Here is a 19321-nt window from a genome sequence, read left to right on the forward strand (position 1 = left end):
CCCCCTTCCCGGCGTCGCCGTTCCCCTTCCTTGTGACATACCGACCGGTTAGTCTGACGTTTGACCGGGGGAGAGCCGTGTCGCGTCGCGTCGAAGGAGACCGATGGTGGAAGCCGTGCAGGGTGCGGGAGTCGTCGTCACCGGGGCCGGTGGCGGGATCGGGGCCGCGTTGGCCCGTCGGTTCGCCGCCGAGGGGGCCCGGGTCGTCGTCAACGACCTGGACGCCGAGAAGGCGAAGGCCGTCGCCGAGGAGGTCGGCGGGATCGCCGTGCCCGGGGACGCCTCCGCGATCGTGGACCAGGCGCGGGACGCGCTCGGTGGCGTCGTCGACGTCTACTGCGCCAACGCCGGGGTCGCCTCCGGGGGTTCCGAGGCGGCCGGCGAGGACGTGTGGGCGCTCGCCTGGGACGTCAACGTCATGGCCCACGTCCGGGCGGCGCACGTCCTGCTGCCGGACTGGCTGGAGCGCGGCGCCGGGCGGTTCGTGTCCACCGTGTCGGCCGCCGGGCTGCTCACCATGATCGGGGCCGCGCCCTACAGCGTCACCAAGCACGGGGCGTACGCCTTCGCCGAGTGGCTGTCGCTGACGTACCGGCACCGGGGCGTCAAGGTGCACGCGATCTGCCCGCAGGGCGTGCGCACCGACATGCTGTCCGGGACCGGCAGCGCCGGCGACCTGGTGCTCGCGCCGACCGCGATCGAGCCGGAGGCGGTCGCGGACGCCCTGTTCGCCGGGATCGAGGAGGACCGGTTCCTGATCCTGCCGCACCCCGAGGTCGCCGGGTACTACCAGGCGCGGGCCGCCGAACCCGACCGCTGGCTGAGCGGCATGAACCACCTCCAGCAGAAGTGGGAGGCGACCCGGTGACCGGCGCCCGTTACGCAGACAAGCCCTGGCTGGCGCTGCTCGGCGAGGCCCAGAAGGCGCCCGTAAGCCCGGCGGACTCGCTGGTGCACGCGCTGCGGCGCGCGGTCGCCGAGGCCCCGGACCGCACCTTCCTCGCCTACTTCGACGGGCGACTGAGCTACCGGGAGGCCGACGAGCTGAGCGACTCGGTCGCCGGGCACCTCGCCGCCCGCGGCCTGGAGCGCGGGGACCGCGTCGCCGTGCTGCTGCAGAACTCCCCGCAGTTCGTGCTCGCCGTGCTGGGCGCCTGGAAGGCGGGCGCGGTCGTGGTGCCGGTGAACCCGATGTACAAGTCGGGCGAGGTGGCCCACGTGCTGCGGGACGGCGAGGTGGCGGCGCTGATCTGCTCCGACCGGGCCTGGGAGTCGTATCTGCGCGACACCGCGCAGGACTCGCCGGTGCGGATCGTGCTCACCGGGTGCGAACTGGACTTCCAGACGCGCGGGGACACGCGCGTGCTGACCTTCGAGCGGCTGCCGCGGGCCGCCGACGCCGACGACCTCACGGCCGTGGCCCGCGCCGGACACCAGGCGCCCGAGGGACGCGAGCCAGGGCCCGGCGATCTCGCGCTGATCAGCTACACCTCCGGCACCAGCGGCGCACCCAAGGGCGCCACCAACACGCACGGCAACATCATGTACAACGCCGAGCGGCAGCGGACCGGGCTCGCGCTGCCCGAGGCGCCGGTGTACTTCGCGATGGCGCCGCTGTTCCACATCACCGGCATGGTCTGCCAGTTCGGGGCCTGTCTGAACAGCGCGGGCACGCTGGTCCTGGCCTACCGGTTCGAGGCGGGCGTCGTGCTGGACGCGTTCGCCGAGCACCGGCCGCACTACACGGTCGGCCCGTCCACGGCCTTCATGGCGCTGGCCGCGCACCCCTCCGTCACCCCGGACCACTTCTCGTCCTTCCGGGTGATCTCCTCCGGCGGCGCACCGCTGCCGCCCGCCCTGGTGGAGAAGTTCCGGGCCGGCTTCGGACCGTACATCCGCAACGGCTACGGACTGACGGAGTGCACCGCGCCCTGCGCCTCCGTCCCACCGCATCTGGAGGCCCCCGTCGACCCGGCCTCCGGCACGCTGGCCGTCGGCGTGCCCGGGCCCGACACGGTCGTGCGGATCGTCGACGACGAGGGCGCCGAGGTGCCGTTCGGGGAACAGGGCGAGATCGTCGTCCGGGGCCCGCAGGTCGTGCCCGGCTACTGGCGGCGGCCCGACGCCACGGCGGACACGTTCCCGGACGGCGAGCTGCGCACCGGGGACATCGGGTTCATGGACGAGCGCGGCTGGCTGTACGTCGTCGACCGCAAGAAGGACATGATCAACGCGTCCGGCTTCAAGGTGTGGCCGCGCGAGGTCGAGGACGTGCTCTACGCGCATCCGGCGGTGCGTGAGGCGGCCGTCGTCGGGGTGCCCGACGGGTACCGCGGGGAGACCGTCAAAGCGTACATATCGCTCCGCCCGGGCGCCGAGACGGACCCGGACGCGCTGGCGGCGCACTGCAAGGAGAGACTGGCCGCCTACAAGTACCCGCGTCAGGTCGAGATCCTGCCCGACTTGCCGAAGACGGCGAGTGGGAAGATCCTCCGGCGGGAGTTGCGTTCCCGCGCACAGGACGAGGCGCGGGACGCAGCGCAGGACAATCGGTAAGGCGACGAGGAAGGCAGGTGGCGGCAGTGCCCAGGACGACGGACGGAGACGGGACTCCTGTGCCGCAGCGGCTGCTGGCCGCCGCCACCCGGCTCTTCGCCGAGCAGGGTTACGACCGCACCTCGGTGCAGGAGATCGTCGAGGCGGCCGGCGTCACCAAGGGGGCGCTGTACCACTACTTCGGCTCCAAGGACGATCTGCTGCACGAGGTGTACGCGCGCGTGCTGCGGCTCCAGCAGGAGCGGCTGGACACCTTCGCGGGCGCCGACGAGCCGGTGGAGAAGCGGGTGCGGGACGCGGCGGCGGACGTCGTGGTCACCACGATCGACAACCTGGACGACGCGTCCATCTTCTTCCGCTCCATGCACCATCTGAGCCCGGAGAAGAACAAGCAGGTGCGCGCGGAGCGCCGGCGCTACCACGAGCGCTTCCGCGCGCTGATCGAGGAGGGCCAGGAGGCGGGCGTCTTCTCCAAGGCGACCCCGGCGGACCTGGTGGTCGACTACCACTTCGGGTCCGTGCACCACCTGTCGACCTGGTACCGCCCGGACGGCCCCCTCACCCCGCAGCAGGTCGCCGACCACCTGGCCGACCTGCTGCTGCGGGCGCTGCGGCCGTAACGGCGCCACGAGTACGACGCGTACGACGTGTAAGGGGCGGCTGCAAGGGCAGCCGCCCCTTACACGTGCCTCACGCGTACTTCTTCAGCTCCCGCCGCGCCAGCGACCGCTGGTGCACCTCGTCGGGACCGTCGGCGATCATCAGGGTCCGCGCGCCGGCGTACAGCTCGGCCAGCGGGAAGTCCTGGCTGACGCCGCCCGCGCCGTGCAGCTGGATCGCCTTGTCGAGGATGTCGACGACCGCGCGGGGCGTGGCGATCTTGATGGCCTGGATCTCGGTGTGGGCGCCCTTGTTGCCGACGGTGTCCATCAGCCAGGCCGTCTTCAGCACCAGCAGGCGCAGCTGCTCGACGGTGACCCGCGCGTCGGCGATCCAGTTGTGGACCACGCCCTGGGCGGCCAGCGGCTTGCCGAAGGCCGTACGCGAGACCGCGCGCTTGCACATCAGCTCGATCGCCCGCTCGGCCATGCCGATCAGCCGCATGCAGTGGTGGATCCGGCCGGGGCCGAGCCGGGCCTGGGCGATGGCGAAGCCGCCGCCCTCCTCGCCGATCAGGTTCGAGACCGGCACGCGTGCCTGGTCGAAGATCACCTCGGCGTGGCCGCCGTGGTAGTGGTCCTCGTAGCCGAAGACCTGCATCGCGCGCCGGACCGTGACGCCCGGGGTGTCGCGGGGGACCAGGACCATCGACTGCTGGCGGCGGATGTCCGCACCGTCCGGGTCGGTCTTGCCCATCACGATGAAGATCTTGCAGTCCGGGTTCATCGCCCCGGAGATGTACCACTTGCGGCCGGTGATGACGTACTCGTCGCCGTCCCGCTCGATGTGCGTGGTGATGTTGGTGGCGTCGGACGAGGCCACGTCGGGCTCCGTCATCGCGAACGCGGAGCGGATCTCGCCCGCCAGCAGCGGCTCCAGCCACTGCTTCTGCTGCGCCTCGTCGCCGAACTGGGCGAGGACCTCCATGTTCCCGGTGTCCGGCGCCGCGCAGTTCGTCGCGGTCGGCGCCAGCTGCGGGCTGCGGCCGGTGATCTCGGCGAGCGGCGCGTACTGGAGGTTGGTGAGGCCGGCGCCGTGCTCCGCGTCGGGCAGGAAGAGGTTCCACAGGCCCTGCCGCTTCGCCTCCGCCTTCAGCTCCTCGACCACGGCCGGGGTGTCCCACGGCGAGGCCAGCAGGGCCCGCTGTTCCTCGGCGACGGCCTCGGCCGGGTAGACGTACTCGTCCATGAAGGCGAGCAGCTTGGCACGCAGCTCCTCGGTGCGTGCGTCGAACGCGAAGTCCATGGCGTCAGCCTTCCTGCAGAGTGGTCAGACCGTGGGCGATGAAGACCGGGACCAGGTCGCCGATGCGGTCGAAGCCGCGCCCGACCGTCTGGCCCAGCGTGTAGCGGTAGTGGATGCCCTCCAGGATCACGGCGAGCTTGAACCAGGCGAAGGCCGTGTACCAGGAGACCTGGGAGACGTCGCGCCCGGAGCGGGCGGCGTAGCGCTCGATCAGTTCGGCCGGGGCCGGGTGCCCGGGGGCCTCGGCGGTCGTGGAGACCGGGGAGTCGGGCATGCCCAGCGGCATGCTGTACATCACCAGCAGGCCCAGGTCGGTCAGCGGGTCGCCGAGGGTGGACATCTCCCAGTCGAGGATCGCCTTGATCCGGTCGTCGGCGCCGATCAGGACGTTGTCCAGGCGGTAGTCGCCGTGCACCACGGCCGGGGCGGGGGAGCGCGGCAGGTCGCGGCCGAGGGCCGCGTGCAGCTCGTCGATGCCGGCCAGTTCGCGGTTGCGGGAGGCGTCCAGCTGCTTGCCCCAGCGGCGCAGCTGCCGGTCCAGGAAGCCCTCGGGGCGGCCGAAGTCGCCGAGCCCCAGCTCGGCGGGGTCCACGGCGTGCAGCTCGACGAGGGTGTCCACCAGGCCCAGCGCCACGTTCCGGGTGCGCTCGGGGCCGAGCGGGGCGAGCTGGTCGGCGGTGCGGTACGGGGTGCCGTCGACGAACTCCATGACGTAGAAGGGCGCCCCGAGCACCTCCTCGTCCTCGCACAGCAGCACCGGCCGCGGCACCGGTACCTTCGTCGGGTGCAGGGCGCTGATCACCCGGTGCTCGCGCTTCATGTCGTGCGCGGTGGCCAGCACATGGCCGAGCGGGGGGCGCCGTACGACCCACTTGGAGGTGCCGTCGGTGACGGCGTAGGTGAGGTTCGACCGTCCGCCCTCGATCAGCCGGCCGGTCAGCGGGCCCTGCACGAGACCGGGGCGCTCGCGGTCGAGCAGGGCGCGCAGCCGGTCCGGATCGAGGCCTGGCGGGTGGTCGGAACTCATCGTCGCTCCTACGGACGGGTTAACGGGACCCGATTCATGATGCCGACCGGTCGGTATGCCGTCCAGTAGGCGGAGCGAACGTGATCAGGGCCACGATAGGACGACGGCTCCGCGCGCGTCGCGGGGAGCCGTCGCATGGCGGGTTCCGGCGGGCTCAGTGGTCGTCCCAGTGGCCGTCGTGCTCGGCGTGCCGGTGGCCGTCGTGGAGGTAGTCGATGTGGTCGCCGTGCAGGACCGTGGGGTGGCCGCAGTCCTCGCCGTGCCGGTGGTCGTGGTCCGTGTGGGTGGTGTGCTCGGCGGGCTCGCACTCGTCCCAGTGGCCGCCGTGCTCGCGGTGCAGGTGCCCGTTGTGGGCGTAGTCGACGTGGCTGCCGTGCGGGACCTCGGTGTGTCCGCAGTCCGGGCCGTGGGTGTGCGTGTGGGCGGCGTGTTCCATGTGGGGACTCGTCATGGGTTCACTTCCGGAAGCTGTCGAGGGAGAAGGGGGAAGGGGCATTTCCGGAGATAAGGGTTGCATGGGGTTCGCGTACCCCGCAGGGTCTGCGACAGGCTCCAGGGCCTGACCCTTCAAGGCCTGCCGGGTGGCTCTAGGGGGTGTCTCGTCGATCAGGCCGGATCAGGGAGCGGCGTCTGGTGCCGTGCGTCGCAAGGCGGAGAAGGGAGCCGATGCGATGGGGGTGCCCCCTGCTCGAGCGGAGCCGAGAGCTTGGGGGAATCGGCGAGTGACGACAGCGCGGCGAGGCGCGGTGCCAGGCGCCGCGAGCCCGGCATGATCGGCGAGACACCCCCTAGAGGATCAGTGCCGCCGCGCACACCGCCAGAGTCGCCGTGCAGAGGGTGGCCGCTGTGGCGTGGCGCGGGGTCAGGGGGGCGGGGCGGGGGGTCGTCATGAGGGTGCGGATGCGGTGGTGGGCGAGGAGCAGGAAGGCCAGCCAGAGGGTGAAGCACAGGGCGCAGACCACGGCGCCCGCGGCGGTGGGGCCGTCGGTCAGCGCGGTCCGCATCGCGAGCACCGCGGCGACCGTGCCGGAGAGGGTGGTGCGCCGCCAGGCCAGCCGGGTCCGCTCGGGCTGGAGCCCCGGGTCGCGCTCCGGGGCGGCCCCGCTCATCCTTCCCAGCCGAGCAGCACGACGACGACCATCGCCACGGCCACCACCGCGACGACGACGCTCAGCAGCGCCGGGAACCGGGACACCGGCAGATCCTCGCCCCGCCGCATGGCCCGCTCGCAGCGGATCCAGTGGTTGACCGCGCGCAGCGAGCACAGCACGCCCGCCGCCAGCAGCGCGAGCGCCAGGCCGACCCGCCAGCCCCAGCGCAGGTCCGGCAGGAACTGGTCCACCGCGAAACCGCCGCCGATCAACGCGAGGGCGGTCCGCAGCCAGGCCAGGAAGGTCCGCTCGTTCGCCAGCGAGAACCGGTAGTCGGGGGTGCCGCCCTCTTCGCGTATGCGTACGGGGGCGAACCACAGGCGGACGTTCCGCAGGAGTTCGATCACGCGTCCGACAGTACCGGGAGGGGTTCGAACGGGCAGGTCAGCCCGTCGAGCGGTGCGCCCGCAGGCGTTCGTACGCCGCCATGCCGTCCGGCACCCACTCCCACTCGTGCAGCCGCTCCCGCAGTTCCGGCTCCGGCAGGAAGGCGTGCCAGGCGACCTCCTCGGCCTGCGGGCGGACCGGCAGGTCGCAGCGGACCTCGTAGACGGCCGACCACCAGGACTGCCCGGAGCCGTCGTCGTAGAGGAACTTGAACAGGAACCGGGGCCGCGGCAGTCCGCTGACGCCCAGCTCCTCCTCGGCCTCCCGCAGCGCGGCCTCGTCGTACGACTCGCCCGCGCCCACCACCCCGCCGACGAACATGTCGTACAGCGAGGGGAAGACCAGCTTGGTCGGGGTGCGGCGATGCACGAAGATCCGGCCCTCGGCGTCGCGCGCCTGGACGAACACGCACCGGTGCCGCAGGCCCTTGGCGTACGCCTCACCGCGCGGGTACCGCCCGATCACGCGGTCGTGCTCGTCGACGATGTCCAGGATCTCGTCCGCAGCGCTCATGGGCCCATCCAAGCAGGCCCGCCCGGTCGGCCGGGCCGGACCCGGACACCTGGGCCGGACGTGGCCGGCCGGGCGAGGCCCGGTCAGCCGGGCTGGAGGGCGGGCGCGCCCGCCGGGGCGACGGTGCCCTGCGGCAGCGCCGGATGCAGGCCCAGGAGCACGATGCCGCCCACCACGGCCGCGAGCCCCGTCGCCGCCCACGCCAGCGCGCCGGCGTCGGTGTGCAGCCGGTCGCCGAGGAAGCCGACGCCGCAGACGATGCCGGCGAGCGGCTGGGCGGCGGTCAGCGCGGGCAGCGACTTGCGCAGCGGGGCGGCCTCGAAGGCGCTCTGCACCAGGAGCAGCCCGGTCACGCCGAGCAGCAGGACGGCGTACGGCTGCCAGCCGGTCAGCAGCTCGGCCGCGCCGCCGGAGGCGAACCGCTGCCCGCTCTGCCGGGTCAGCGCGTCCTGCACGCCGTACAGCAGGCCCGCGGCCACCGCCAGCAGCACCGGGCCGGCGCCGGCGCGGGTGCGGCGGGCGTACGCGGTCAGCAGCAGGGCCGAGCCCACCATCACGCCGATGATCAGCCAGTGCCGCAGCGGACCGGGGACCGCGCCGCCGCCGCGCGGCTCGCCGGCCACCAGGAACACCGTCACCCCGCCCGCGAGCAGCGCGAGCCCCAGCCAGCCCTGGCGGCCCAGTGGCTGCCGGGTGCGGTGCCGGGACAGAGCGAGGGCGAAGAGCAGGTTCGTGGCGAGCAGCGGCTCCACGACGGAGATCTCGCCCTGGCCGAGCGCCACCGCGCCGAGGGCCGTGCCGGCGACCATCAGGCCGATGCCGCCGAGCCAGCCGGGCATCCTCGCCAGGTCCAGCAGCAGGCGCGGGGAGAGGAAGTCGTTGAGGGGTGCGCGCTGGGCCGCGTTCTGCTGGAGGACGAAGCCGAAGCCCAGGCAGCATGCGGCGCTCATGGCGAGCACCAGAACCGAGACGGACAAGCTGCTCCCTGGATGATCGTTCGGACCGGCCGGGATGATCGGCGGACCCGGGACAAATGGGGTGCGTCCCGCCATGCTGAGGGGCGCGGCGGGGTCGCGCTATGGCGCACGTCACGCCGGAACGGTCCCGGGGGACAGGCGGGCCGGCCGGGCTGTACAAGTCCCGTGCCGTCATGGCCGGTTGACGTGTGCCATGTACCGGCGGCGCTTGACGGAGACCCTTGGCTGGAGGTTTGCTGTGCGTGATCACCCGATGGCAGTCCGAGTCAGCCCAGAGGTCCCCTCCCTGTGCGAGCGAAGCCGAGAAACCGGGGGAGCGCGGACCGGGCCTTCGACTCGGCTCTCGACGACACCGACCTCACCGCCGCGCGCGCCGCGCTGTCCCAGGGCCGCTGGCAGGCGGCCCGCTCCCTGCTGGCCCGCACCGGCGACGACTGGGACCGGCGCGGACACCGCGCCGTCGTCCTCGCGCGCGAGACCTACAGCGCCGCCTGGACCCGGGCGTGGCTGCTCGCCGAGCCCGACTCCGCCGACGCCGCCGTCCTGCTCGCCCTGGCCCGGGTCTGGCGGGCGCTGCGCGGCAAGGACGAGCCGGACCTGGCCCGCGAGGCCTGCCGGAGCGCCGCGGAGCGGTACCCCGCCGACCCCACCCCCTGGCTCGGTCTGCTCCTGCTGGAGCGGCACCTCGGCAGCCAGGAGGAGGTCGTACGGACCTTCGAGCAGGTACGGGCCCGGTACGCAGACCACCACCACGCGCACCACCTGATGGTCGCCCGGCTCGCCGAACGCCGAGCCGGCTCCGGCCCCGACCCGCTGCACGAGGTGTACGACTTCGCCGACTGGGCCGCCGAGCAGGCCCCGGCCGACTCGCCGCTGGCGATCCTCCCCGTGGTCGCGCACGCCGAGCGCTACCGCGTGCTGGCCGCCGCCGGGTTCGAACCCGCCGACCCGGCCGGCTCCGGGCACTGGTCCGGACGCCGGGCCCGGCAGGTGATGAAGGCCGCCTTCGACTGGTGGCTGGAATGGGAGCACGACGACCATCCCCGCCGCCTGCTCGACCTCAACTTCCTCGCCCACGCCAAGCACTGCGAGGGCCGGGGCGCCGAGGCCGCCGCCCTGTTCCACCGCATCGGCGGCCACGCGACCCCGGAGCCGTGGTCCTACCCGGACCGTGACCCGCTCGCCGCCTTCCACGCCGCCCGCACCCGAGCGCTCGGCACGGTCTGACCGGCCACGCGTCCCCCTGGGATTCCTTGCGCGGGCGGAACACCGGCGAGGACGAAAACCCGCCAGCCCTGGCCCGGCCGGGGGCGCGAGTGCTCGAATGGCAGGGTGAACACCGGACAGCCCGAGGAGGAGGGCCGCCCGATCGGCCGCCGGGTCTTCCTCGGCACCCTCGGCCTGGGCGCCCTCGGCGTGATCTCCGCGCCCACCCTGCAACGCGGCCTGGAGTCCTTCCTCGGCGGCGCCGCCGACAAGGACCCCACCGGCCTGACCGGCCTGCTGCCGAACGGCGGCGGCTTCCGGTACTACTCGGTCGCCTCCTCCGTGCCCCGCAAGAACGCGGAGAACTACCGCCTCACCGTCGACGGCCTGGTCGACCGCCCCGCCTCCTACACCCTCGCCGACCTCCGGTCGATGCCGCAGACCCGCCTGGTCCGGGACGTGCAGTGCGTGACCGGCTGGCGGGTGCCGGACACGCCGTTCGAAGGGGTGCGGCTGTCCCGGCTGCTGGACGCCGCCGGAGTGCGCGCGAAGGGCACGGCCGTACGCTTCACCTGCTTCGACGGCACCTACTCCGAGAGCCTGACCCTCGCCCAGGCCCGCCGCGCGGACGTCCTGGTCGCCCTGCGCATGCGGGACGAGGACCTCGGCCACGCCCACGGCGGCCCCGTCCGCCTCTACATGGCGCCCATGTACTTCTACAAGTCCGCCAAATGGCTCTCCGGCATCACCGTCACCGAGGACGTGCGGCCCGGCTACTGGGAGGAGCGCGGCTACGACGTCGACGCCTGGGTCGGCCGGTCGAACGGGCGGGACGATGAGCCCACGAGTTGAGACCCCGCCGGCCACCGTCCGAGTCCGGCGCTTCACCCGCGCCGAGCGGTGGACGCACCGCACCACGGCCGCGCTGACGGGCGTGTGCGTGCTGACCGCGGCCTGCCTGTACATCCCCGAACTCGCCCAGCTCGTAGGCCGCCGCGCGCTCGTGGTCACCCTGCACGAGTGGGCCGGGCTCGCCCTGCCGGCGCCGGTCCTGGCGGCCCTGGCCTCCCGGGCCTTCCGCGCCGACCTGCGCCTGCTCAACCGCTTCGGCCCGCACGACGGCCGCTGGCTGCGCGCCGCCGTACGCCGTGACCGGCGGCCCGGCTCCCGGCCCGCGGGCAAGTTCAACGCCGGGCAGAAGATCTACGCCGCCTGGATCGCCGGAGCCACCCTGGTGATGCTCGGCACGGGCCTGATGATGTGGTTCACCCAACTCACCCCGCTGATGTGGCGCACCAGCGCGACCTTCGTCCACGACTGGCTGGCCCTCACCGTCGGCATCGTCCTCGCCGGACACATCGGCATGGCCCTCGCGGATCCGGAGGCCCGCCGGGGCATGCGGACCGGGACGGTGAGCCGGGAGTGGGCGGAGCGGGAGCACTCGCTGTGGCGGCCGTAGCCTGGCACCGGCTCAAGGAGTCGTCAGCGCCCCGTCGCACTCCCGCTCGCGGTATTCGACGCCGCCGCTCACGTACTCCACCCGCACCTTCGCCTCGTCCTCGCGCAGCACGTACAGCGTGCCGTCCGACGGCGCCCAGCGCCTCGGGACGAGGAACAGCCGGTCCCCGGAGACGTGGAACAGCCGCAGTCCGGCGTACCGGAAGCGGTACGGGCTGCCCTTCTCGTCGACCGCCGCGACACAGCTCCCGCCGCCCCGGATCAGCAGGTCACGCTCGCTGAACACCACCACGGCCGGGAACTCTGAGGCGACCGTCGCCGTCGTCAGGGCGGCCCGGCCCCGCCCCACGATCCCCGCGTAGGCGTACACCGCCCAGAACAGGGCCACCAGCGCCACCAGCAGGGCCGGCACCCAGATCCGCCGCCGATGCGGCATCATCGGGCCGCCGATGTGCTCCGGGAAGCCGTTCCGCCCAGGTTGGGGCGGCAGAGGAGAAAGAAACGCGGTGGGCCCACCCCCGAGGGGGCGGGCCCTGAGCGGCGTACGGACCGCGGCTAGATGATCAGCGACAGCAGGAGCACGAACGCCCCCGCGACCACCGAGATGATCGTCTCCATCACCGACCAGGTCTTGATCGTCTGGCCGACGTTCAACCCGAAGTACTCCTTCACCAGCCAGAAGCCGGCGTCGTTGACATGGCTGAAGAACAGCGAGCCGGCGCCGATGGCGAGGACCAGGAGGGCGGCGTGGGTGGTCGACATGTCGGCGGCCAGCGGGGCGACGAGGCCCGCCGCCGAGACGGTCGCCACCGTCGCCGAACCGGTCGCGAGCCGGATCGCCACGGCGATCAGCCAGGCCAGCAGCAGGGCCGGGATCGACCAGTCCTCGGAGATCTCCAGGACCATCTGGCCGACGCCGGAGTCGATCAGCGTCTGCTTGAAGCCGCCGCCCGCGCCGACGATCAGCAGGATGCCCGCTATGGGAGCGAGACCCTTCTCGACCATCGCGGAGACGCGCTCCTTGGAGAACCCGGCGGGGCGGGCCAGCGTGAAGATGCCCAGCAGGACGGCGGCGAGCAGGGCGATCAGCGGGGAGCCGACGACGTCGAAGACGCGCTGCACGGTGTTCTGGGGGTCGTCGACGACGATGTCCACCAGCGCCTTGGCCAGCATCAGCACGACCGGCAGCAGGATCGTCACCAGGGTGGCGCCGAAGCTCGGGCGCTTGTCCAGCTCGTCGGAGGCGCGCTGCGGGATCATCCGGTCCGGCGCCGGCACGTCCACCCAGCGGGCGGCGTAGCGGGCGAAGAGCGGACCGGCGATGACCACCGTGGGGATGGCGACCAGGACGCCCAGCGCCAGCGTGACACCGAGGTTGGCGCCCACGGCGTCGATCGCGACCAGCGGACCGGGGTGCGGCGGGACCAGACCGTGCATCACCGACAGACCCGCGAGCGCGGGGATGCCGATGCGCATCAGGGAGTAGTTGCCGCGCTTGGCGACCATGAGCACGACCGGGATCAGCAGGACGACGCCGACCTCGAAGAACAGCGGCAGACCGATCACGGAGGCGATCAGGACCATCGCCCACGGCATCGAACGGCCGCCCGCCTTGGCGAGGATGGTGTCGACGATCTCGTCGGCGCCGCCGGAGTCGGCGAGCATCTTGCCGAGGATGGCGCCGAGCGCGATCAGCACGCCGACGCCCGCGACGGTGGCGCCGAGACCGGTGGTGAAGCTGGCGATGGCCTTGTCGAGCGGCGCCCCGGCGAACGCTCCGAGCGCCAGCGAACCGATGGTCAGGGCCAGGAAGGCGTGGAGCTTGAACTTGGTGATGAGCAGGACGATGACGGCGATGCCCGCCAGCACGGCGATGCCCAGCTGGGCATGACCGGCCGAGGTGATGGGCTCGACGGTGTCCGCTGCCAGCATCTCGACGCTGAGTCTGGTCACGGGGGTTCCCTTAACAGGTGACGGGGATGGGGGAGGGGGGCGCGCCCGGCAGCGCCGGGCGCAGAGGGATGACGCGCAGGGGGTCAGCGCGCGGGGGGATAACAAGGACGGGGATAACAAGGGGTGTGACAAGGGGCTACGGGGTCACCGGGCCGGCTCGGGCAGCTCGCCCAGCGCCTCGGCCGCCCGCCGCGTGATCTCCTCGGGGCCGCCGGAGACGTCCACGCAGACGCCCGCCTCGTCCGCACCGAGCGGCTCGAGCGTGGCGAACTGGGAGTCGAGCAGCGCGGTGGGCATGAAGTGCCCCTGCCGGTGCGACATGCGGTCCTCGATGAGGGCGCGGTCGCCGGTGAGGTGTACGAAGACCAGTCCCGGTGCGGCGGCCCGCAGCCGGTCCCGGTACGACCGCTTCAGCGCCGAGCAGCTGACCACCCCGCCGAGTCCGGCCCGGCCGTCCGCCCAGCCGCCGATGGCGTCGAGCCAGGGGAGGCGGTCCTCGTCGGTGAGCGGGGTGCCGGCCGACATCTTGGCGATGTTGGACTCGGGGTGGAAGTCGTCGCCCTCGGCGTAAGGGACGCCGAGCCGGGCGGCGAGCAGGGGACCGATGGTGGTCTTCCCGGTGCCCGCGACGCCCATGACCACGACGACATGGGGGGTGTTCATCGCTGCCTCGCTGTCTTCGTCGACACGGTGATGTCGGCATACTGAAACGCATTAGGTACGACGAATTCAAGAGGGTGTGATGAATAAGTCTGACTTTTTGATCGCGTGACCCGCCCCGTACTCTGAGTGCATGAGCACAACGGGCCGAGGGCTGCACGGCCATGTACTGGACACCCTTGGCCCCGAGATCACCGCGGGCGAGTACCCTCCGGGCAGCGTCCTGCGCACCGACGAGCTGGCGCAGCGCTTCGACGTGTCACGCTCGGTGATGCGCGAGGCCGTCCGCGTCCTGGAGTCGATGCATCTGGTCGAGTCCCGCCGCCGGGTCGGCGTCACGGTCCGCCCCAAGGCGGAGTGGAACGTGTACGACCCGCAGGTCATCCGCTGGCGTCTGGCCGGCGCCGACCGGCCGCACCAGCTGCGCTCGCTCACCGTGCTGCGCTCCGCCATCGAACCGGTGGCCGCGCGACTGACCGCCCAGCACGCCACCGCCGAGCAGTGCGCGCAGCTGACCGAGTGCGCGCTCGGCATGGTCGCGCACTCGCGCGGCCACCAGCTGGAGGGCTATCTGTTCCACGACATCGCCTTCCACCGGGTCATCCTCACCGCCTCCGGCAACGAGATGTTCGCCCGGCTCGGCGATGTCGTCGCCGAGGTGCTGACCGGCCGTACCCAGCACGACGTGATGTTCGAGGACCCCGACCCGGCCGCCGTCACCCTGCACGTCCGGGTCGCGGAGGCGGTCCGCGCCGGTGACGCGGACCGCGCGGAGCAGCTCACCCGGGAGATCGCCGTGGGCGCGCTGCAGGAGCTGGACATCCTGGCGCCCTGACGCTCAGCCTTCCGGGAAGTCCCCGTCGACGTACACCCACGCCCCGTCGACCCGCTCGAACCGGCTGCGCTCGTGCAGCACGCCGCCCCGGTACGAGGCCCGGAAGGTCACCGTGCCGGTCGTGTGGAACGCGGTGCCGTCGGTGGTGTCCAGGATCTCCAGGCCGGTCCACCGCATACCCGGGTCGAAGTCGACACCCGGCGGCCGCGTCCGGGGGTGCCAGGTGCGCAGCAGATACGCCTCGTCCCGCCGCACGAAGGCGCTGTAGCGCGACCGCATCAGCCGCTCGGCGGTCGGCGCAGCCCCCGCACCCCGGTGGAATCGCCCACAGCACTCCTCGTAGGTCTCTGCAAGACCGCAAGGGCATGAGGGCCGGTCGGCGGGGGTGGCGGCGGTACGACGCCGGAGATGCGAGCCACGTCGGGACATGCCCTCCATTCTGCTGCACCATCGCCTGTGCCCCGAGGTGCGGAAGGAGGCCATCGAGAAGGTGGCGGCGGCGATGCGACCGGGGCCGACCGCCGCTCCTGCGCCGCCCGGCCCCGGAAACGACGGATCCCCCGGCCGCCTGAGCGACCGGGGGATCCGGCTGGTGTCCGAGGGGGGACTTGAACCCCCACGCCCGATAAAGGGCACTAGCACCTCAAGCTAGCGCGTCTGCCATTCCGCCACCCGGACAAGGTGTCTGTCGTGCGGGGCGGTTTCCCCCGCGGCGACGTCGTAAACATTACCAGGCTTTCGGGGGTGGCTGATCACCCCCCGCTGACGTGAACGGCGTGTGACGGGCCGGGTCCGGTCTTGGACCCCGCAGACACAAGGAGCAGGATGTGGGGGAACCACCAGCGGCGACAGCGGGAGGAACCAGCGTGAGCCAGACGGGCACCGGCCAGGGCGTCACCGGCGAGGACGAGGTCGTCGACCTCTGCCGCGAGCTGATCCGGATCGACACCAGCAACTACGGCGACCACTCCGGCCCCGGCGAGCGCAAGGCGGCCGAGTACGTCGCCGAGAAGCTGGCCGAGGTGGGCCTGGAGCCGCAGATCTTCGAATCCCACACCGGCCGCGCCTCCACCGTGGCCCGGATCGAGGGGGAGGACCCGTCCCGGCCCGCCCTGCTCCTGCACGGCCATCTCGACGTCGTACCGGCCAACGCGGCCGACTGGACCCACCACCCCTTCTCCGGCGAGATCGCGGACGGATGCGTGTGGGGCCGGGGCGCCGTCGACATGAAGGACATGGACGCGATGACCCTCGCGGTCGTCCGCGACCGGCTGCGCAGCGGCCGCAAGCCCCCGCGCGACGTCGTCGTGGCCTTCCTCGCCGACGAGGAGGCGGGCGGCACCTACGGGGCCCGCTACCTGGTCGACCGGCACCCGGACCTCTTCGAGGGCGTCACCGAGGCGATCGGCGAGGTCGGCGGCTTCTCCTTCACCGTCAACGAGAAACTGCGGCTCTACCTCGTCGAGACCGCCGAGAAGGGCATGCACTGGATGCGGCTGACCGTCGAGGGCACGGCCGGCCACGGCTCGATGACCAACGACGACAACGCGATCACCGAGCTGTGCGACGCGGTCGCCCGGCTCGGCCGGCACAAGTGGCCGGTCCGGGTCACCAAGACCGTACGGTCCTTCCTCGACGAGCTGTCCGACGCGCTCGGCACCGAACTCGACCCCGAGAACATGGACGAGACCCTCGCCAAGCTCGGCGGCATCGCCAAGATGATCGGCACCACCCTGCGCAACTCGGCGGCGCCCACCATGCTCGGCGCCGGCTACAAGGTCAACGTCATCCCCGGCCAGGCCACCGCGCACGTCGACGGCCGCTTCCTGCCCGGCTACGAGGAGGAGTTCCTGGCCGACCTCGACCGGATCCTCGGCCCGCGCGTGCGGCGCGAGGACGTGCACGCCGACAAGGCGCTGGAGACCGACTTCGACGGCCGGCTCGTGGACGCCATGCAGAGCGCGCTGAGCGCCGAGGACCCGATCGCCCGCGCCGTGCCGTACATGCTCTCCGGCGGCACCGACGCCAAGTCCTTCGACGACCTCGGCATCCGCTGCTTCGGCTTCGCCCCGCTCCAGCTGCCGCCGGAGCTGGACTTCGCCGGGATGTTCCACGGGGTCGACGAGCGGGTACCGGTCGACGGGCTGAAGTTCGGGGTGCGGGTGCTCGACCGGTTCCTCGACGCGTCCTGATTCGTCCCGCTGAAACGTGACTGCACTTTTCGGCCGCGCGTACGAGGCGGACTGGGAAGAGTGAATGCGCTCATCAGGTCGTAGCCCTATTACTCCCTCCTCGTTACTGGTGATGCGATCCGCGGCTTGGGATCGCCTTGCCAACGAGGAGGAATAATGATCAAGAAGGTCGTCGCTGCCGCCGCTGCCACCGGTGGTCTGGTTCTCGCCGGTGCCGGCATGGCCGTCGCCGACTCCGGTGCCCAGGGTGCCGCCGTGCACTCCCCGGGTGTCGTCTCCGGCAACGTTGTTCAGGTTCCCGTGCACATCCCGGTGAACGCCTGCGGCAACACGGTCTCGGTGATCGGCGTGCTGAACCCCGCCTTCGGCAACTACTGCGTCAACAAGTGACGTCGGGCCTCACCTCATGAAGTTCTGAGCCCTTCGGCCCCGGAGCACGCGCCATGCGCTCCGGGGCCGAGCGCTCTCCCGGATTTCCAGGAGCCGGTTCGCGATCGATCCGGTTCTGTCACGACGTAGTAGGGGGATTCAGCAATGCGACAGGCCACCCGCAAGGGACTGATGACCGTGGCGGCCGCGACGGGAGTGATCGCCGTCGCGAGCGGTCAGGCCCAGGCGCACTCGGGTGCGGCCGGCGCCGCGTCCGGCTCGCCCGGAGTGCTCTCCGGCAACACCGTGCAGGCGCCGGTGCACGTGCCGGTCAACGTCTGCGGCAACACCGTCAACGTCGTCGGGCTCCTCAACCCGGCGGCAGGCAATTCCTGCGGCAACGACAGCCACGGCGGCCACGGCGGCTCCGGCGGCGCGCACGCCGGCGGACACGCCTCCGACTCGCCCGGCGTCGGCTCGGGCAACCACGTTCAGGCGCCGATCCACGCCCCGGTGAACGTCTGCGGCAACACCGTCGACATCATCGGCGTCGGCAACGCCGCGGTGGGCAACGACTGCGCCAACGATGGCGGCGGCTCCGGCGGCGGGCACACCACCCCGCCGGGAGACGGCGGGACCACGCCTCCGGAGACGAACCCGCCGGGGACGAACCCGCCGGGAACGACGCCTCCCGGGACCACGCCTCCGGGGACGAACCCGCCCGGGACGACCCCGCCCGGTACGCCCGAGCAGCCCGGCACCCCGGGCAACCCCGAGGAACCCGCCAATCCGGGCACACCGCCCGCCACGGACGACTCGACGCCCGGCGACGACGGACCGGGGGCCGGCAACCAGCCCGGCGCCCAGTCCGTCACCCAGCCCCAGGGCAGGGAACAGCTCGCGGAGACCGGCAGCGGTCTGCCGGTGGGCGCCGCGGCCTCCCTGGGCGCGGGCGCGCTGCTGGCGGGCGCGGTCCTGTACCGCAGGGCACGTGCCTCGGCGTGACGCCCACACCGGAGAACGGAGCGGGCCCCGCCAACCGGCGGGGCCCGCTCCGTTTCGCCTCTCACCTCACCACGTGGCTCGCACCTGGCGGATGATCCGTCGACGCAACCGCACCTTGCGGCTGCCGTCACGCAGCAGGCTCAGGCGGTGCAACTCCCAGTTTCCGTACTCTGCATGGTCCGTCAGCAGACGCGTCGCGTCCTTGCGGGAGACCCCGCGCGGTACGTACACGTCGACAAATTCGTATTCCGGCATCGCATCTATTGTGCGGGCTGGGGCCCGGTACGGATAGCGTCTGCAGTATGTCTGATGCTGCGCAGCCCACCGCTGCCGAGGTACGCGCCGCCGCCGAGGCGGTCAAGACCGCGCTCGACCGCCATCTCGCCGCGGTCGAACGCCGGTCGGGGGAGGACGACCCGGCCGTCTACGAGGCGTTCAACCAGCTGGCCGCGGCCGCAGAGGCGTACGACGAACTGCTCTACGACCGCTACGACGAGGTCACGCCCTTCGAGATCCCCGGCGCGGACGACTCGCTCCCGCCGTACACCGGGCCCGAGGAACCGAGCGCGCTGAGTGTGCTGATCCGCCGCGACTACGCGGTGGCGGAGCCGCAGCGGCTGCTGGCGCAGGCCCAGCGGGTCGAGGCGGCGGACGCGAGCGCGGACGCGGACGGCGGGGAGACGGTCAACGGGGCGCTCGGCATCCTGTTCGGCGAGTTCGAACCGGACGAGATCGCCACCCGGCACAAGGAGTTCGGTCTGGAGGAGGGCGACTCCACGCTGTGGGTGATCGCCACCGACGAGCCCCCGGAACCCGGCGAATGGCTCGCGGCCCCGTTCGACGCGGTCGACCCCCAGCGGGTGGTCTGCCGCTTCGACGTCAGCGCGGTCTTCGACGAGGACCTGGACGACGGTGCCGACGACGACCCCGATGACGGTCCCGACGACGCCGATCCCGACTCCGACGAGCTGGAGGACGACGAGCTGGACCTCGACGAGGACGAGGTCGCGGATGAAGACGAAGACGAAGACGAAGACGAGGATCTCGAACCTCTGGACGCGGAGCGCTGAGGCGTCCCGCCGGAGACGAGACGGCGGTGACGCGGCCGTGACGCGGCGGCGGTGACC

Annotated in this window: 23 protein-coding genes and 1 tRNA gene; 11 read left to right on the forward strand and 13 right to left on the reverse strand. The window is 72.3% G+C overall.

Annotation, left to right across the window (positions count from 1 at the left end; translation table 11 throughout):
- Nucleotides 1-103: 103 nt before the first annotated feature.
- Genes ACSU6L_RS30020 through ACSU6L_RS30030 form a run of 3 tightly spaced genes read left to right on the forward strand, consistent with a single transcriptional unit; the run spans nt 104 to nt 3176 of the window.
- Nucleotides 104-868, forward strand: a complete 765-nt coding sequence (locus ACSU6L_RS30020) for an SDR family oxidoreductase (protein ID WP_073942108.1) — start codon at nt 104-106, stop codon at nt 866-868.
- Nucleotides 865-2556, forward strand: coding sequence for a class I adenylate-forming enzyme family protein (locus ACSU6L_RS30025; protein WP_437061824.1), 1692 nt, complete (start codon nt 865-867; stop codon nt 2554-2556). Before ACSU6L_RS30020 ends, ACSU6L_RS30025 begins: the two co-directional genes overlap by 4 nt.
- A 26-nt stretch (nt 2557-2582) precedes the next feature.
- Nucleotides 2583-3176, forward strand: a complete 594-nt coding sequence (locus tag ACSU6L_RS30030; protein WP_073942107.1) for a TetR/AcrR family transcriptional regulator — start codon at nt 2583-2585, stop codon at nt 3174-3176.
- Between the two features lie 70 nt (nt 3177-3246).
- Here ACSU6L_RS30030 and ACSU6L_RS30035 read toward each other — a convergent pair whose 3' ends face one another.
- The 7 genes from ACSU6L_RS30035 to ACSU6L_RS30065 form a co-directional block, all read right to left on the reverse strand.
- Nucleotides 3247-4461 carry an acyl-CoA dehydrogenase family protein gene (locus tag ACSU6L_RS30035; protein ID WP_437061826.1) on the reverse strand — a complete coding sequence of 405 codons (1215 nt, stop codon included), beginning with the start codon at nt 4459-4461 and terminating at the stop codon, nt 3247-3249.
- Nucleotides 4462-4465: 4 nt separating this feature from the next.
- Nucleotides 4466-5488: a phosphotransferase family protein gene (locus ACSU6L_RS30040; RefSeq protein WP_437061828.1), complete on the reverse strand. Its 1023-nt coding sequence runs from the start codon at nt 5486-5488 to the stop codon at nt 4466-4468.
- A gap of 154 nt (nt 5489-5642) precedes the next feature.
- Nucleotides 5643-5939: a hypothetical protein gene (locus ACSU6L_RS30045; RefSeq protein ID WP_437061830.1), complete on the reverse strand. Its 297-nt coding sequence runs from the start codon at nt 5937-5939 to the stop codon at nt 5643-5645.
- Between the two features lie 337 nt (nt 5940-6276).
- Entirely contained in the window at nt 6277-6597 is a 321-nt protein-coding gene (locus ACSU6L_RS30050) for a DUF202 domain-containing protein (protein ID WP_073942103.1), read from the reverse strand.
- The gene (locus ACSU6L_RS30055; RefSeq protein ID WP_073942102.1) at nt 6594-6986 is read right to left on the reverse strand and encodes a YidH family protein; all 393 of its coding nucleotides are present in this window, start codon (nt 6984-6986) and stop codon (nt 6594-6596) included. The genes ACSU6L_RS30050 and ACSU6L_RS30055 overlap by 4 nt, the downstream gene beginning before the upstream one ends.
- A gap of 37 nt (nt 6987-7023) precedes the next feature.
- The gene (locus ACSU6L_RS30060) at nt 7024-7539 is read right to left on the reverse strand and encodes an NUDIX hydrolase (protein ID WP_437061832.1); all 516 of its coding nucleotides are present in this window, start codon (nt 7537-7539) and stop codon (nt 7024-7026) included.
- Nucleotides 7540-7622: 83 nt separating this feature from the next.
- A complete protein-coding gene (locus ACSU6L_RS30065) occupies nt 7623-8516 on the reverse strand; it encodes a DMT family transporter (RefSeq protein ID WP_437061834.1) in 894 nt (297 codons plus the stop codon).
- Between the two features lie 288 nt (nt 8517-8804).
- On the opposite strand from ACSU6L_RS30065, the gene ACSU6L_RS30070 reads away from it, so the two are divergent.
- The 3 genes from ACSU6L_RS30070 to ACSU6L_RS30080 all read left to right on the forward strand — a co-directional run bounded on the left by ACSU6L_RS30070 (nt 8805) and on the right by ACSU6L_RS30080 (nt 11181).
- Complete coding sequence (locus ACSU6L_RS30070; protein ID WP_437061836.1) at nt 8805-9743, forward strand: hypothetical protein; 939 nt, start codon at nt 8805-8807, stop codon at nt 9741-9743.
- A 105-nt stretch (nt 9744-9848) separates the two neighbouring features.
- On the forward strand, nt 9849-10574 hold the full coding sequence (locus ACSU6L_RS30075; protein WP_437061838.1) for a molybdopterin-dependent oxidoreductase: 726 nt from the start codon (nt 9849-9851) through the stop codon (nt 10572-10574).
- A complete protein-coding gene (locus tag ACSU6L_RS30080; protein WP_437061840.1) occupies nt 10558-11181 on the forward strand; it encodes a cytochrome b/b6 domain-containing protein in 624 nt (207 codons plus the stop codon). The genes ACSU6L_RS30075 and ACSU6L_RS30080 overlap by 17 nt, the downstream gene beginning before the upstream one ends.
- 12 nt (nt 11182-11193) lie before the next feature.
- Here ACSU6L_RS30080 and ACSU6L_RS30085 read toward each other — a convergent pair whose 3' ends face one another.
- From ACSU6L_RS30085 to ACSU6L_RS30095, 3 genes are all read right to left on the reverse strand, one after another.
- Nucleotides 11194-11619, reverse strand: a complete 426-nt coding sequence (locus ACSU6L_RS30085) for a hypothetical protein (RefSeq protein WP_437061842.1) — start codon at nt 11617-11619, stop codon at nt 11194-11196.
- Between the two features lie 116 nt (nt 11620-11735).
- Entirely contained in the window at nt 11736-13133 is a 1398-nt protein-coding gene (locus ACSU6L_RS30090; protein ID WP_437061844.1) for a gluconate:H+ symporter, read from the reverse strand.
- Between the two features lie 144 nt (nt 13134-13277).
- Entirely contained in the window at nt 13278-13796 is a 519-nt protein-coding gene (locus tag ACSU6L_RS30095) for a gluconokinase (RefSeq protein WP_437061846.1), read from the reverse strand.
- 130 nt (nt 13797-13926) lie between these two features.
- On the opposite strand from ACSU6L_RS30095, the gene ACSU6L_RS30100 reads away from it, so the two are divergent.
- The gene (locus tag ACSU6L_RS30100; RefSeq protein WP_437061848.1) at nt 13927-14628 is read left to right on the forward strand and encodes a FadR/GntR family transcriptional regulator; all 702 of its coding nucleotides are present in this window, start codon (nt 13927-13929) and stop codon (nt 14626-14628) included.
- A gap of 3 nt (nt 14629-14631) precedes the next feature.
- Here ACSU6L_RS30100 and ACSU6L_RS30105 read toward each other — a convergent pair whose 3' ends face one another.
- Together ACSU6L_RS30105 and ACSU6L_RS30110 are read right to left on the reverse strand one after the other, a co-directional pair.
- Nucleotides 14632-15057 carry a YchJ family protein gene (locus ACSU6L_RS30105; protein ID WP_437061850.1) on the reverse strand — a complete coding sequence of 142 codons (426 nt, stop codon included), beginning with the start codon at nt 15055-15057 and terminating at the stop codon, nt 14632-14634.
- A gap of 161 nt (nt 15058-15218) precedes the next feature.
- Nucleotides 15219-15306: transfer RNA gene (locus ACSU6L_RS30110), tRNA-Leu, on the reverse strand.
- A gap of 188 nt (nt 15307-15494) precedes the next feature.
- Between ACSU6L_RS30110 and ACSU6L_RS30115 the strand changes: the two genes are divergently transcribed.
- The 3 genes from ACSU6L_RS30115 to ACSU6L_RS30125 all read left to right on the forward strand — a co-directional run bounded on the left by ACSU6L_RS30115 (nt 15495) and on the right by ACSU6L_RS30125 (nt 18194).
- A complete protein-coding gene (locus ACSU6L_RS30115; RefSeq protein ID WP_365516663.1) occupies nt 15495-16820 on the forward strand; it encodes a M20/M25/M40 family metallo-hydrolase in 1326 nt (441 codons plus the stop codon).
- A 156-nt stretch (nt 16821-16976) separates the two neighbouring features.
- Complete coding sequence (gene chpH / locus ACSU6L_RS30120; protein WP_073942090.1) at nt 16977-17210, forward strand: chaplin ChpH; 234 nt, start codon at nt 16977-16979, stop codon at nt 17208-17210.
- Between the two features lie 144 nt (nt 17211-17354).
- Nucleotides 17355-18194 carry a chaplin gene (locus ACSU6L_RS30125; RefSeq protein WP_437061853.1) on the forward strand — a complete coding sequence of 280 codons (840 nt, stop codon included), beginning with the start codon at nt 17355-17357 and terminating at the stop codon, nt 18192-18194.
- A 66-nt stretch (nt 18195-18260) separates the two neighbouring features.
- On the opposite strand, the gene ACSU6L_RS30130 is transcribed toward ACSU6L_RS30125, so the two are convergent.
- Nucleotides 18261-18449: a DUF5703 family protein gene (locus tag ACSU6L_RS30130; protein ID WP_073942088.1), complete on the reverse strand. Its 189-nt coding sequence runs from the start codon at nt 18447-18449 to the stop codon at nt 18261-18263.
- Nucleotides 18450-18496: 47 nt separating this feature from the next.
- Between ACSU6L_RS30130 and ACSU6L_RS30135 the strand changes: the two genes are divergently transcribed.
- Nucleotides 18497-19264: a hypothetical protein gene (locus ACSU6L_RS30135; RefSeq protein WP_437061855.1), complete on the forward strand. Its 768-nt coding sequence runs from the start codon at nt 18497-18499 to the stop codon at nt 19262-19264.
- Nucleotides 19265-19321 lie beyond the last annotated feature (57 nt).

The sequence above is a fragment of the Streptomyces sp. enrichment culture genome, from assembly GCF_964272855.1.
Lineage (GTDB): Bacteria > Actinomycetota > Actinomycetes > Streptomycetales > Streptomycetaceae > Streptomyces.

What these genes read in the sequence shown, in the direction of transcription:
- ACSU6L_RS30020 (WP_073942108.1), top strand. Translation starts at nt 104, where the DNA reads ATGGTGGAAGCCGTGCAGGGTGCGGGAGTCGTCGTCACCGGGGCCGGT.
- ACSU6L_RS30035 (WP_437061826.1), bottom strand. Translation starts at nt 4,461, where the DNA reads ATGGACTTCGCGTTCGACGCACGCACCGAGGAGCTGCGTGCCAAGCTG.
- ACSU6L_RS30040 (WP_437061828.1), bottom strand. Translation starts at nt 5,488, where the DNA reads ATGAGTTCCGACCACCCGCCAGGCCTCGATCCGGACCGGCTGCGCGCC.
- ACSU6L_RS30045 (WP_437061830.1), bottom strand. Translation starts at nt 5,939, where the DNA reads ATGACGAGTCCCCACATGGAACACGCCGCCCACACGCACACCCACGGC.
- ACSU6L_RS30050 (WP_073942103.1), bottom strand. Translation starts at nt 6,597, where the DNA reads ATGAGCGGGGCCGCCCCGGAGCGCGACCCGGGGCTCCAGCCCGAGCGG.
- ACSU6L_RS30060 (WP_437061832.1), bottom strand. Translation starts at nt 7,539, where the DNA reads ATGAGCGCTGCGGACGAGATCCTGGACATCGTCGACGAGCACGACCGC.
- ACSU6L_RS30080 (WP_437061840.1), top strand. Translation starts at nt 10,558, where the DNA reads ATGAGCCCACGAGTTGAGACCCCGCCGGCCACCGTCCGAGTCCGGCGC.
- ACSU6L_RS30085 (WP_437061842.1), bottom strand. Translation starts at nt 11,619, where the DNA reads ATGATGCCGCATCGGCGGCGGATCTGGGTGCCGGCCCTGCTGGTGGCG.
- ACSU6L_RS30095 (WP_437061846.1), bottom strand. Translation starts at nt 13,796, where the DNA reads ATGAACACCCCCCATGTCGTCGTGGTCATGGGCGTCGCGGGCACCGGG.
- ACSU6L_RS30100 (WP_437061848.1), top strand. Translation starts at nt 13,927, where the DNA reads ATGAGCACAACGGGCCGAGGGCTGCACGGCCATGTACTGGACACCCTT.
- ACSU6L_RS30105 (WP_437061850.1), bottom strand. Translation starts at nt 15,057, where the DNA reads ATGTCCCGACGTGGCTCGCATCTCCGGCGTCGTACCGCCGCCACCCCC.
- chpH (WP_073942090.1), top strand. Translation starts at nt 16,977, where the DNA reads ATGATCAAGAAGGTCGTCGCTGCCGCCGCTGCCACCGGTGGTCTGGTT.
- ACSU6L_RS30125 (WP_437061853.1), top strand. Translation starts at nt 17,355, where the DNA reads ATGCGACAGGCCACCCGCAAGGGACTGATGACCGTGGCGGCCGCGACG.
- ACSU6L_RS30130 (WP_073942088.1), bottom strand. Translation starts at nt 18,449, where the DNA reads ATGCCGGAATACGAATTTGTCGACGTGTACGTACCGCGCGGGGTCTCC.
- ACSU6L_RS30135 (WP_437061855.1), top strand. Translation starts at nt 18,497, where the DNA reads ATGTCTGATGCTGCGCAGCCCACCGCTGCCGAGGTACGCGCCGCCGCC.